At 70.9% G+C, this 12,493-nt stretch carries 9 protein-coding genes; 3 read left to right on the forward strand and 6 right to left on the reverse strand.

Going from position 1 to position 12,493, the window contains the following annotated elements; genetic code table 11:
* Positions 1 to 98: 98 nt before the first annotated feature.
* A complete protein-coding gene (locus ACFYPM_RS20580; protein WP_387199136.1) occupies positions 99 to 698 on the forward strand; it encodes a carboxymuconolactone decarboxylase family protein in 600 nt (199 codons plus the stop codon).
* A gap of 426 nt (positions 699 to 1,124) precedes the next feature.
* Here the strand turns inward: ACFYPM_RS20580 and ACFYPM_RS20585 are convergent, their stop codons facing one another.
* The 3 genes from ACFYPM_RS20585 to ACFYPM_RS20595 form a co-directional block, all read right to left on the reverse strand.
* Positions 1,125 to 2,468: a M1 family metallopeptidase gene (locus tag ACFYPM_RS20585; RefSeq protein ID WP_387199139.1), complete on the reverse strand. Its 1,344-nt coding sequence runs from the start codon at positions 2,466 to 2,468 to the stop codon at positions 1,125 to 1,127.
* Positions 2,465 to 6,379 carry a Pls/PosA family non-ribosomal peptide synthetase gene (locus tag ACFYPM_RS20590; RefSeq protein WP_387199142.1) on the reverse strand — a complete coding sequence of 1,305 codons (3,915 nt, stop codon included), beginning with the start codon at positions 6,377 to 6,379 and terminating at the stop codon, positions 2,465 to 2,467. Before ACFYPM_RS20590 ends, ACFYPM_RS20585 begins: the two co-directional genes overlap by 4 nt.
* Positions 6,380 to 6,588: 209 nt before the next feature.
* The gene (locus ACFYPM_RS20595; RefSeq protein WP_387199145.1) at positions 6,589 to 6,843 is read right to left on the reverse strand and encodes a three-helix bundle dimerization domain-containing protein; all 255 of its coding nucleotides are present in this window, start codon (positions 6,841 to 6,843) and stop codon (positions 6,589 to 6,591) included.
* Positions 6,844 to 7,003: 160 nt separating this feature from the next.
* Here ACFYPM_RS20595 and ACFYPM_RS20600 point away from each other — a divergent pair, with 160 nt between their 5' ends.
* A complete protein-coding gene (locus ACFYPM_RS20600; RefSeq protein ID WP_387199148.1) occupies positions 7,004 to 7,180 on the forward strand; it encodes a hypothetical protein in 177 nt (58 codons plus the stop codon).
* A gap of 122 nt (positions 7,181 to 7,302) precedes the next feature.
* On the opposite strand, the gene ACFYPM_RS20605 is transcribed toward ACFYPM_RS20600, so the two are convergent.
* Positions 7,303 to 9,504 (reverse strand): hypothetical protein, encoded by a 2,202-nt coding sequence (locus ACFYPM_RS20605; protein WP_387199151.1) that lies wholly within the window; start codon positions 9,502 to 9,504, stop codon positions 7,303 to 7,305.
* 179 nt (positions 9,505 to 9,683) lie between these two features.
* Here ACFYPM_RS20605 and ACFYPM_RS20610 point away from each other — a divergent pair, with 179 nt between their 5' ends.
* Complete coding sequence (locus ACFYPM_RS20610) at positions 9,684 to 10,982, forward strand: low temperature requirement protein A (RefSeq protein ID WP_387199154.1); 1,299 nt, start codon at positions 9,684 to 9,686, stop codon at positions 10,980 to 10,982.
* Between the two features lie 97 nt (positions 10,983 to 11,079).
* Here the strand turns inward: ACFYPM_RS20610 and ACFYPM_RS20615 are convergent, their stop codons facing one another.
* Positions 11,080 to 11,760, reverse strand: a complete 681-nt coding sequence (locus ACFYPM_RS20615) for a GPP34 family phosphoprotein (protein ID WP_387199158.1) — start codon at positions 11,758 to 11,760, stop codon at positions 11,080 to 11,082.
* Complete coding sequence (locus tag ACFYPM_RS20620; protein WP_387199160.1) at positions 11,757 to 12,476, reverse strand: ABC transporter permease; 720 nt, start codon at positions 12,474 to 12,476, stop codon at positions 11,757 to 11,759. The genes ACFYPM_RS20615 and ACFYPM_RS20620 overlap by 4 nt, the downstream gene beginning before the upstream one ends.
* Between the last annotated feature and the right edge of the window lie 17 nt (positions 12,477 to 12,493).

Genomic DNA, 12,493 nt, shown 5'->3' on the forward strand with positions numbered 1-12,493 from the left:
GTTCGCTGGTCCGAAGCGTGGGCCTCAGCCCTGAGCGAGGACGCGAGAACTGAACCGCGAAGCATCACCCCTGGCGCTTCGGAAATCGAATCGCTACTGTGCTTCTGAATCCGAAGCTTTGGAGGGTGGCCATGGCTCGCATCTCGACGCTCGAACCGCCGTTCGCGCCGGACGTGGCGGCACAACTCGCCACGATGATGCCGGTCGGGATGCCTCCCATCGGCCTGTTCCGGACGTTCGCCAAGAATCTGCCGATGACCACCGCGATGAGCAACTGGGGCAGGTACGAACTCGGCCGTGACCTGACCCTGACACTCCGCGAGCGGGAAATTGTCATCCTGCGCACCTGCGCGCGCTGCGGCTGCGAATACGAGTGGGGCGTCCATGTGATGGTCTTCGCCGACCGGGCCGGACTCACGCTGGCCGAGGTCACCTCGCTCACCTGCGGTTCCCCTGACGATCCGAGCTGGACGGCCGGCCGCGAAGCCACACTCATCCGGATGGTGGATGCCCTGCACGATTCGTCCGACGTCGACGACGAACTGTGGCGATGCGCGCAGGAACTGCTCGACGAGCGGCAACTGCTCGACGTGCTCCTCCTGTGCGGGTGGTACCACGCGATCTGCTTCGCCGCCCGCACCGCACGCGTCGACCTCGAGCGCGGCGCTCCCCGCTTCGCCGACATCACGGCCGCCTGATGGCTGGCCCGCCTGTGGCAGTGCTGAACGCCTGCACCCGCGACGGCCAAGGCGGCAGGCCCACCGCGGTCGTGATCGACGACGCCACCCTCACCGACGACGACCGGCACGCCATCACCTGTAGGACCGGCACCGGCCTGTGGGTCGCCGAGAACACCCGCGCCGCGGTGTTCGAGGCCATGGCCGCCCGCCGTTGCTTCGCCACGCGCGTCTCGCGGCTGCGGGTGGACGCCACGGCCAACGGCGTACGCATGGGTGGGGTGCTGAACGTGACCTCCGGCGACGTTCGGTTCCTGCTGGATCTGGACCGCGGCTCGGCCTGGGACGGCAAGCCCCTGCGAATCCAGGTCCTCCGTCCCGGCGCCGCCGGCCAACCACAGCCGGCTGCGTCGGTCGGTCCGGGACCGGCGGGCGCGTCCGGGGTGGTCAGCGAGGTGGTGCAGGCAGCGCCGGGCTGTCGAGCCAGGAGGCGAACAGATCGTCCAGGGGCTCGCGGGCGAAGCGCTGGGCGTGCAGACGGAACTGCTCGGTCGTCACCGTCGCGTGTCGGTGCTCGGCGACCCAGGCTCGCAGGAGCGCGAAGAACGACTCGTCGCCGACCCTCTTGCGCAGGGCGTGCACGGTCAGCGCGCCACGCTTGTAGACAAGCGGGTCGAACATCCGGTCGACGCCGGGATCCGCGACGACGACGTTGCGCGGGCGATCCGCGGCCCACGCGTACCACCGCGCGGCCAGGGCGTCGGTGGGCAGGTCGCCGCAGACGCCGGACCACAGCCACTCGGCGTACGTGGCGAAGCCCTCGTTGAGCCAGATGTGCCGCCAGTCCGCCACCGTGAGGCTGTTGCCGAACCACTGGTGGGCCAACTCGTGCACCACGAGCCGCTCGTGCGTGCGCCGCCCGTCGACGTGGTTTCGCCCGAAGACCGCCATGCCCTGCGCTTCGACCGGATCGTCGAGGTCGTCGTCGGCGACCACGACGACATACTCCCGGAAGGGGTACGGCCCGAAGAGTCGCTGCAGCGCCGACATGATCTGGCCGTGCCGGCCGAAGTCGTGGGCGACGTTCCGGCGCAGCGCGGGCGGGACCGCGGCGCGCTGCACCACCTCACCGACCGTGAGGTCCACCATCTCGTAGCGCCCGATCTGGACGCTCATCAGGTACGGCGAGGTGGGCTCGCGCCGCTCGGACACCCACGTCGTGCCGCCCGCGCCCCGGCGATGGTGCACGGGATCACCGGTCACCAACACCGTGTACGGGGAGGGCGCCGTGACCGCCACCCGGAAGGTCGCCTTGGCGCCGGGCTGGTCATCGCACGGGAACCACGACGGCGACCCGTTCGGCTGGCTGGCCACGAGCACCCCGTCGGTGAGCTCCTCCCACCCGAGGGTGCCCCAGCGGCCGGAGATGGGCACCGGCTTTCCCGCGTACCGGATGTCCACCCGGAAGGTGTCCCCGGCGTTGATCGGCCGCTCGGGTTTGATCTGCAGTTTGTCCGGGCGGTGCAGGTACTTCGCCGGGCGCCCGTCGACCCGGACGTCCTGGACGCGCAGCCGACCGAGATCGAGGGTGAACCGGGAGAGCGACTGTGTGGCCACCGCGGTGATGTCGGCCCGGCCGCCGAGCCGGTTCGACACGACCCGGTAGTCCAGGTCGAGGTCGTAGTGCCGCACCCGGTAGCCGCCGTTGCCGTGCTCGGGCAGGTAGGAGTCGCCGGAACGACAGGCGCCGGGCGTCGCGCCGTTCGACGCCGACGCCGTCTTCGGACTCATGCCGACCGTGCCGCTGGCGCCGGCCAGGTGGTGATCGGGTTGCCCAGCCACCGGCTGTCGCTCGGCACGGCGTCGCCGCGGGTCACCAGTGAACCGGGCCCGACGGTGGTCCGCGCGCCGATGCTCGCGCCGGGCAGGACGATACCGTGCGGACCCAGCGCGGCTCCCGCGCCCAGTGTCACCTCGTCCATGCTCATCACACGATCATGGAACAGGTGGGTCTGCACCACACAACCGCGGTTCACCGTGGCGCCGTCGCCGAGGCGCACCAGGTCGTACTCGGGCAGCCAGTAGGTCTCCAGCCAGACGCCCCGGCCGATCTTCGCACCGAGCGTGCGCAGCCAGGCCGTGAGCAGTGGCGTGCCGGTCGCGAAGCGGACCAGCCACGGCGCGGCGAGAACCTCGACGAACGTGTCGGCGAGCTCGTTGCGCCAGACGAAGGAGGTCCACAGCGCGCGCTCGGCGACCCGGAAGCGTCCGACCAGCAGCCACTTCGCGGCCGTCGCGATGGCGGCGGCGGTGATCGCCGCGCCGAGCAGCACCGGCCCGGCGGCGAGCGCGGCCGCCCACCACCCGCCGGCCCGCCAGACGATCGCGAGTACGGCCAGGACGCCGACCGCCAGGGCGCCGGCGCACATCACCGGGACGATCCGGCACAGCTCGATCGCGGCCCGGGCCAGCTTCAGCCGGAGTGGCGGGTCGAAGGTGCGGCTGGTGTCGGCGGCTTCCACGGTCCGGCGCAGCGGCATCGGCGGCGCGCCGAGCCACGACGAGCCCTTCTTCGCCTTGAACGGCGCCGACGACAACACGCCGACGAGCCCGCGCTTGGGCACCGAACGCCCGGGGGCCGCCATTCCTGAGTTGCCGAGGAACGCCTGCTTACCGATGCGGGCCGGGGCGACGCGCAGCCACCCGTGGCTCAGCTCGTAGGTCGCGACCATGGTGTCGTCGGCCAGGAAGGCCCCGTCGGCGACAGTGGTCATCGCCGGCAGTGCGAGCACTGTGGAAGCCTCCACCCCGCGTCCCACCTTGGCGCCCAGCAGCCGAAGCCACACCGGCGTGAAGAGGCTGGCGTAGAGCGGGAACAGCCCGACCCGCGCCATCCCCATCAGCCGCTCGGTCGTCCAGATCTGCCACGCCACCCGCCCCTGCACCCGGTGGTATCCGGCGCGCAGGCCGATGCTGAGCGCCCGGACGGCCCCGAGCACCAGCAGCGCGTAGCCCACCACGTAGGCGACGGTCGCCACCGCGACGGCGGTCAACACCGCGCCGACAGTTGGCCGGACGGCGAGCGTCCAGCCGAGCAGGGCGATCGCCGGTAGGGCGGCCACGACCGGCACCAGCCCCAGCAGTTGGGCGGTCAGCGCGTACGCGATCGGCCAGCCGCGGGACCGAAGTCGGGTGCGCGGGGGCCGCTGGCCGGGCCATTCGGCTCGATCCTTCGCAGCGGGTGTGGCAGGTGAGCCGGCCCAGCGCTGATTCGCCGGTACGGCGCCGGTCACGGTCGACCCGGCGGCGATGCGCGCGCCCTTGCCGACACGGGCGCCGGGCATCAGGGTGCTGCGCGAACCGACCCGGGCGCCCGCCCCGACGCGCACCCGACCGACGTGGACGACATCGCCGTCGACCCAGTGGCCGGCGAGATCGACCTCTGGCTCGATCGCCGCGCCGCGGCCCAGCTTCAGCAGGCCGGTGACCGGCGGTGCGGAGTGCAGGTCGACGTCGGCAGCGATGGACGCGCCGAGCGCCCGGGCATAAGTGATCATCCAGGACGCCCCGGCGACGCTCGTGGCGCCGGTCAGCTCGGCGAGGCGTTCGGCGGCCCACAGCCGCAGGTGCACGCCGCCACCGCGCGGGTAGCTGCCGGGGCGCACCCCGCGCAGCAGCAGTCGCGCTCCCGCGGCGGCCACGGCGATCCGGCCCACCGGGCTGAACAGCAGGAGCCAACCCAGCGCCACCCACCACCAGGACACGACAGGTGCCCAGGGTGCCGGGGCGAACCGGACGAGGACGTTGCCGAGGGCGGCCAGGACGGTCAGCCAGCGCAGCCCGACCAGCGCGAGCATCGGCGTCAACATCGCCGCCTGGATCAGCCCGGCGCGCCTCGGCGTCGGCCGGACCTCCCGGCGCGTCGCCGCCGTGGTGTGGAGCGCGTCGAGCACACCCGCGAGCCGCGACAGTTTCGGGTGGAGGTAGATGTCGGCCACCGACACCCGCGGGTGCCGGCGCCGGATCCAGGCCACCAGTTGCGCCGCGTTCAGGCTGCCGCCGCCGTGGGTGAAGAAGTCCGCGTCCGCCTCGGTGGGGCGTACACCCAGGATCTCCGCCCAACCGCCGGCGAGCCACTCCTCTGTCGCGGTCAGCTCGCCCGCGGTGTCCTGCCCGGTGGCCAGCGGCCAGGGCAGCGCGGCCCGATCCACCTTGCCGGACGTCCGGGTCGGCAACGCGTCCACCACCGCCAGCAGCGGCACGAGCGCGGCCGGCAACTGCGCACGGATCCGCAGCGCCGCCGACGCGGCATCGAAGGTGACGCCGTCGTGCGGAACGACGTACCCCACCAGTAGTTGGTTGCCCGCGGCGGTGCGCCGCACCGCCGCGGCGGCCCCGGCGACGTCGGGTAGCGCCTGCAGTGCGGCGTCGATCTCACCCAGCTCGATCCGGCGTCCGCCGAGCTTCACCTGTTCGTCACCGCGGCCGACGAACAGGAGCCCCTCGGGCTCCGCCCGGACGATGTCACCGCTGCGGTACGCCCGCTGCCAGCCGAGCGCGGGCAGCGCCGCGAACTTCTCGGCGTCCTTGCCCGGGTCCAGGTAGCGGGCGAGCCCCACCCCGCCGATGACCAGCTCGCCGGTCTCACCCATCGCGACCGGAGCGCCGGACCCGTCGATCACGGCGAGCTCCCAGCCGGCCAGCGGCAACCCGATGCGGACCGGTCCCTCGCCGGTCATCCGCGCGGCGCAGGCGACCACTGTCGCCTCGGTGGGGCCGTAGGTGTTCCAGACCTCGCGACCCTCGACGGCCAGGCGCTGCGCCAACTCCGGTGGGCAGGCCTCGCCACCGAAGATCAGCAGCCGGACCTCCTCCAGCGCCTCGACCGGCCACAGCGCGGCGAGCGTCGGGACCGTCGACACCACCGAGATGCGCTGCTCGGCCAGCCACGGACCGAGGTCGACGCCGCTGCGGACCAGCGACCGCGCGGCCGGCACCAGGCAGGCGCCGTGCCGCCACGCCAGCCACATCTCCTCGCAGGACGCGTCGAACGCCACTGACAGCCCGGCCAGGACCCGGTCCTGCGGACCGATCGCCTCGCTGGCCTCGTCGGCGAGGAACAACAGCGCCTCGGCATCGACGAAAGCCGCAGCCGCGCCATGGTGGACCGCCACACCCTTCGGGGTGCCCGTCGAGCCGGAGGTGAAGATGATCCAGGCGTCGTCGTCCGGGCCGGGTCGGCCGATCCGACCCACGGGGGTACGACGCACCGACACCGCCAGCCCGTCACCGAGCACCGCCGCGACTCCCGCCTCGGCGAAGACGAGCTCGGCGCGTTCCTCGGGATCGTCCGCGTCCACCGGCACGTAGGCCGCGCCCGCCGCGAGAACGCCGAGGATCGCCAGGTACAGCTCGGCCGTACCGGAGGTGAGCCGGACGCCCACGCGGTCGCCGACACCGATGCCGTGTCCGGCCAGCGACCTCCGGACGGCCTCGACCTCGTCGGCCAGGTCGCGGTACGTCAGTGCCGTGGCGCCGTCGTCGAGTGCGAGAGCCTCGGCGTGCGCGCGCACGGAGTCGTCGAGTACGTCGACAAGCGTGCGGCGGGCCGCCCTCGGGGCGGATCGGAACACCGCGGGGACCACCGGTGCGGCGACTGTCGGTGGTAGCGCGACCACCTGGGGATCACTCGTCACGGGCACCTGGCGTTCACCATCTTCGTCTCAGGGATCGGCGTCATCCAGGCGTGCGGCATGCGGACCCGCCCTGGGCAGCCCTCAACGCTACGTCGCACGGGGCCGGCAGAGAGGGCCACGTAACGGCTTCGTGTCCACCACCACAGCGATCCCCCTCCGCGAACACCGAGCTTCTGCGACCTGTCGCCGACGACCGATCACGCTCCTGTCTCTACTCAGACCGTGTCGTCGCTGCGGATGTGCACGGTTTCGCCGCCGCTGCGCAGATCCTCCGTCACCTGCTTCTCGGTCAGGGCGACAAGGTGCGAGTCGACAGTCGCCTCGTCCTTGAGGCGTGCGTGCGTCTCGTGGACGCGGGCGGAAAGGTCGGCGTCGTCAGCCTCCGGAAATCGTTGTTTCAGCGTCTCCACCTGGCGTTGCAGGGCGATCTCCGGGTCAACGAGACCGCCACTGGCTGCGGGTTCGGTCATCACACACCTCGCACGTCGTCGTCAGTGTCTGCACAGGTGGTGCCCCGAGCATCGACTCGACATTCATTCGTTCGCGCAAAGTTCACCTTCGGGAGCAGGTCTTCCCGCTCCGTCGGTGGGACGTTCGAGGAGGCTCGTTCCCTCGATGTTTGGTCAGCCCATGATCATTAGTGTGGTCCTCACGTTGACGCTGTTCGGTGCGACGACCTGGTCGGCGCTGCAGCAACCGCTCGCCCGTCGCCCGGCCTTCCACCACCGCCTTACCGGAGCGCTGCTGGCTCTGAGCCTGGCGGTGGCCGCCGCGCTGATCGCTACCGTGCTCGTGGCCCATCCGTGACATGCAGGCCACACTCCACCCGGAAACGCCGGCCGCCGGATGAACTACCGAGCTGATCGGTACCTGGTGAACCAACGGCGACAACCTGCACATCGAGCACCACGCCGCGACGAGCGTACCCATCAACGGATGCGGCCGGTGAGGCTCTGCGCCGCCTCGTCGAACGCCACGTCGGACTCGCAGGGGCTGTGTCCCTTGATCGGCGGTGGAAAGATGTCGCCGGCCGGAGCGGTCACCCCTGCCGGATCGCGGAGCCGTCGGTCCACCGGCGTACCCCGGTCGGCTGCGGCGGGTGCCGCGTCGGGTCGGGGCGGCGGAAAGACCCGCCCTCCGATGGGGTCGGTGTCCCGCCACAGATTGATCCACCGCCAGTCGACCCGGTCGGCGATCTCGTGGATCACCTCGTCGCTGACGTACGCGGGAAAGAGTCGGGCGTACAGCCGGCGAAGGGGCGAGCCGTGGGTCAGCAGGGCGATCCGTTCGGTGACCCGTGACGGCAGTTGAAGCACGGTCGCGGCGAGCAGGACGGAGCCGTGGCTGTGTCCGCTGAGCACCACCGTCTTTCCGGAGTCGACGAGGTGGGTGATCCGGCAGGTCAGTTCGGGCACGGCCCGTTCGGCGTAGCAGGGTGGCGCGAACGGGTGCGCAGCTCGGGGCCAGAAGGTGCCCAGGTCCCACAGCACGCCCACGTACCGGCGGAATCCAGGGGTGCGGTAGGCGAAGATTCCACCGATGACCAGGCCGACGATGATCGCGGCGATCAGATAGCTGCCGACGCCGATGCCGAAGTCGACGAGGCTGGCCGGCAGCCCCACGTACCGCTGGATCAGTTCGCCCGGTGGCGTCGGCAGCAGGCCGAGCGCGACCATCGTCATGCCGATTCCCGCCAGGCAGGCGTAGAGCACCGCGAGCGGCACCAGCCGCTCGGTGAACTGGGCGCGGGCGATGGCCTTGCGCACCTGCCGCAACCGTGGTCCGGCATCGTTCGGCGCGTCCGGAAAGTCACGAGCAACTATCGACGCCGCGGCGCGTGTCCGTTTCGGTCGGGACGCCAGCGAGGCCACGCCGGCGACGACAAGTGTCACCAGAACCGCCAGCGTGAAGCCGAGGATCGCCCAGATGCAGGCACGCGGAGGGCTGGTGATCAGCCCCGCCGCGGTCGGAGCGCCCCGGTTCAGGACGTCGGACACCCGATAGACCAGCTCGGCGGAGTACGTCAGCGCCAGACTGATCGCGGCGACGGAGGCCGCCAGGGCGCCGAACCCGAGCGGCGGCGCCCCATCCTGCTGTCGGTTCCGGTGCCAGAGCAGCACCGCCCCCAGGGCGGCCAGCAGCACCGCCTGACCGATGGACAGCCCGACGACCGTCAGGTTGTAGCCGGGTAGCCCGTTTCTCTCCGGCCAGGAGGCGGGACTGGTCAGAACGTGGATCCAGACCAGCATGGTCAGGCCGAGGGTGATCGTGGGCAGCGCGCTGACCAGGCGGTCGAGCCGCCCTTCCATGGGTGCGGTGAGGGGTGGGGTGCAGAGCAGGACCGCGCACGTGAGCAGCAGAAGCCCGGTACCCGCCGTCAGCGCGACGGTGCCGATCGACAAGCCCTGTGCGGCCCGGGCGCCGAGCAGGCTGAGGCTCAGCGTGGCGAACGCCGCCGCGACGTGAATCGAGCGCAGCCGGCCGACCAGCGGCTCGTTGTCCCACCGACCGACGGCGGTGAGCCGGTGCGCCGGAAGGGGTTGGACAGTCGCGCGGAAGACGTGCGACGGGAGTGCTGGGCGGGCGCTGATCCCCCACAGCAGGCCGATGGCCGCAGCCGGTGCCAGCGCGAGCACCGCCAGGCGCAGTCCGGCGGGACGGCCTCCAAGCCAGGAGAGCCAACTGCGTCCGGCCAGGCACTCGGGCGAGGACATGCACTTCCACGCGATCACGTCGAGTGCGATTCCCACCATGCTCTGCACGTACATCCCGGTCAGGCTGAGTGCCAACAGCCGGCAGAGCGCCTTGATCACCGGGTCGGAGCGCGCTCCGGCCGGACGCATCCAGATGGCGAGGTTGATCAGCATGAAGGGCAACAGGATCACCATCGACAGCGTTCGCACCGCGTTGCCAGCGGGCAGGTTGTTCCAGCGGTAGGCCTCCAGCGTCACTCCGTCTGCCGCGCCGCTGTCGTGGTCGGGCCGGTAGAAGCCGCCCCGGTGGTCACCTGCCACCTGTTGCACGTGCGGTCGATTCAGCAGGTCCTCCGCGCCGATGGCGGACACCCCGTGCACCCGCAGTTCCACGAGGCCGTCAGCTCTGGCGCGCCCGCCCGCGTCTCGCTGATCCATCCGGTACCGGCCCCCCGGCGTGTACGCGGCTCACACCGACCCGCTCGGCTGATCCGACGGCGCCCGCATGGCGCAGCGGGCGTACCCCGTGACTGGAGGAACAACCGTGAGCTGTGGGTGGTGGGGTCCGCCCGCCGCCGGCGCGGCATTACCGCCGGCGGAGGCACGCAGCGGAAGGTGTGCGGTCCGCGGGCATTCTTCGGGTATCGACTCGACGACCGGCCCGGCGTGATACCAATACTCGAACAGGCGAAGTCGGCAGAAATGGGCGGCCCATGTCGACCAGGGCAGCAGCGCTGCTTCGAAAGCCGGGCCAACCGCAGCGACCCAGTCTTCTCGAACTCTTCTTCGACCTGGTGTTCGTCTTTGCCCTCAATCGGCTCTCGAACCGGCTGGTCAAGGAGCTCACCGAACCGCGGATCGTCCTCGTCGAGGCCGGCGAGACGCTGCTGCTGCTACTGGCCTTCATGGTGCTGTGGTTCGTCACGGCGTGGGTCACCGACCTCTACGATCCGCAGCGGCCGCAGCTTCAGGTGTTGGTCTACACCGCCATGCTCGGCGCGCTGGTGATGGCGGTCGCGGTGCCGCAGGCGTTCGGGGACAGGAGTCTGGCGTTCGCTGGCGCGTACGTCGCCGTCCACATCAGCCGTGGTCTGATCATCGTGCCGATGCTGCGTGGCCACGCAGCTCAGCGTCGAGCGGCTGCGGTGCTCCTCTGGTTCACGGTGTCGGCCGTGCCGTGGATCGCTGGAGCGATCGTGGCGGACCTGGCCCGCGGGCTGCTGTGGACGCTCGCGATCGCCATCGACTGCACGGCGCTGCTGCTGCTCTATCCCGCGCCGGGGTCCCCACCCATCCAACAGCAGTGGCCCGTCCTGGCCGAATATCTGTCCGAGCGCTACCGACAATTCTTCATCATCGCCCTCGGTGAACTGATTCTGACGACCGGCTCGGCCTACAGCGACACCTCCTTCCGGCACGTCGGCCCCGCGACTGCCTTCGCGGTCGCGTTCGTCACCACGGTGCTGCTGTTTCGCGTCTACCTCTTCCGGGCGGGTCAGCTGTTGCCCGAAGCCATCAGAGCTGCCGCTGAGCCAGCGCACCTCATTCGGCAGGCATTCGTCGCGCACGTCCTCATGGTGGCCGGGATCGTCGCCGTCGCCGTCGGATACGAAATCGTGATCGAACATCCGTTCGGGCACACCGACGCGGCGTGGATTCTCGTTGTCCTCGGCGGACCGATGCTGTTCCTGATCGGGCGAGCCCTGGTGGAACACGCGGTGTTCGACCGGGTGTCCCATTCTCGGATCATCGGCGCGCTCGTGCTCGCCGCCGCCTCGCCAATCATGATCTTTCTGCCGCCGTTGGCCGTGGCCGTCACCGCCGTCGCCGTCCTGACCGGCATCGCCGCCACCGACACCGCCCACGCCCGGGGAAGACCGCCGGAACGGCCGCGCCCGCCCAATTCGCAACAGTGAAGTCACGATGCGGCCCTTCACGGGGTCCACGGAGATGAGGTCCCGCGAGGTGGCACCAGCCGTGACGACTCGCGAGCCGTCACGGTCGGAGCGCGTCCTAGCCTCGAGGAAGCACGGTGATGGCCGCGACGGCGCTGTTGACGACGGTGGCCGTCACGGTGCGGGTCACGGCTGCCGCTGCGGCGTCGGCACCCCAGTCGCCCCGCTCGAGTTCCTTGGCCCGGCTGATCACCGATGACGTCCACGGGATCTCGCGGTGGAACTGCGGGAGCGTCCCGCTCGCCGAGAGCAGCGCCGCGAGCGCGGCGACACGGGCTTGCGGCTCCGCGCCGTCCACGAGGACCTGCCGGACGTCGGCGAGCAGGCGGGACCGTCGTTCGGTCCTGCCCTCCCGCAGTGCCGTCGTCCGGAACAGACCGAGCACCTTGCGGGACTCCTGGTCGATGTCGCCTCGCGCGACGAGCCGCTCCAACACGGGCGCGCGCAGGGCGGGACCGATCGCCGCCAGTGCCGTCTGCACCCCCCTCGGTTTCTCGGCGAGGTAGTCCCACGCCGGGCGTAGGAGACTGTCCGACGGTGGGTGACCCGCCATGCTGCTGACCCGCCCCCGGGCCTCCGTGCTCAGGTGCTCGCCGAGGGCGAGATCCGCGAGGACGGCACCGCCGAGGACGTAGAAGAGCGTGTTCTCTCCCGCGATGGTCCCGGACCTGGGTTGGAACAGGAGTAGTAGGAGATCTTCCACCAGGGTCGGGGCGTCGAACTGGGGTTCGGTGGTCATCGGCGGGGCTCCCAGCGGAAGAGTCGGGTGGCCAGAGCGACGGCGACGACGACCCAGGCAAGGGTGGGCGCGAGCAGGAGCAGTGAGTCGGTCACGGCGACGCCGCCGTTCCAGGCGTTCATGGTCAGTTCGGTGGCGGCGCCGCCGGGCAGCAGCCGCTTGAGCCAGGCGAGGTTCTCGGTGCCGGAAATGCCCACCCAGCTGGCCACGGCGATCACCCCGAGGGTAACGGGCAGGGTGGTGACCTGGGCGTGTTCGGGGGAGTTCGTCAGCCCGGCCGTGGCCAGGGCCAGGCCGATCATCATGGCCAGGGCCGCGATGGTCGCCACGACCAGCAGGGCGATGTTCGCCGGTCCGCCGGCGACCACGGCCAGGGCGGTCAGGATCGCGGTCACCTGCACCACGGAGAGCACGACCACGGGCAGCAGTAGCCCACCGAGGATGCCGGCGTCGCCCTCGGCGGTGGAGCGCAGCCGCTTGAGGAAGAGGTTCTGCCGTCGGGACGCCAGGGTGGTGACGGCGGTGGCGTAGAGCCCGAAAGCGGCGATCGTGAACATCACGATCGCGGCGATGTAGCCCAGGCTCCCGATGGCGGCGAAGGTCTCGTGCTGACGGACGAAGTACGCGCTGACCACTACCGGGATGATGAGGCTGGTGATCAGCACCAGCCGGTTGCGGAAGAGTTGGATCAGTTCGCTGGACGCGATGGACAACATGGTGCGGCTCCTGTCGG

Origin of the sequence: Micromonospora sp. NPDC005203, from assembly GCF_042872705.1 — a bacterium.
Taxonomy (GTDB): Bacteria; Actinomycetota; Actinomycetes; order Mycobacteriales; family Micromonosporaceae; genus Micromonospora.

Bases quoted from the DNA above. Each gene is read 5' to 3' on its own strand.
- ACFYPM_RS20600 (WP_387199148.1), top strand. From the start codon at position 7,004: ATGATCATTAGTGTGGTCCTCACGTTGACGCTGTTCGGTGCGACGACC.
- ACFYPM_RS20615 (WP_387199158.1), bottom strand. From the start codon at position 11,760: ATGACCACCGAACCCCAGTTCGACGCCCCGACCCTGGTGGAAGATCTC.
- ACFYPM_RS20620 (WP_387199160.1), bottom strand. From the start codon at position 12,476: ATGTTGTCCATCGCGTCCAGCGAACTGATCCAACTCTTCCGCAACCGG.
- ACFYPM_RS20605 (WP_387199151.1), bottom strand. From the start codon at position 9,504: ATGGATCAGCGAGACGCGGGCGGGCGCGCCAGAGCTGACGGCCTCGTG.
- ACFYPM_RS20595 (WP_387199145.1), bottom strand. From the start codon at position 6,843: ATGACCGAACCCGCAGCCAGTGGCGGTCTCGTTGACCCGGAGATCGCC.
- ACFYPM_RS20585 (WP_387199139.1), bottom strand. From the start codon at position 2,468: ATGAGTCCGAAGACGGCGTCGGCGTCGAACGGCGCGACGCCCGGCGCC.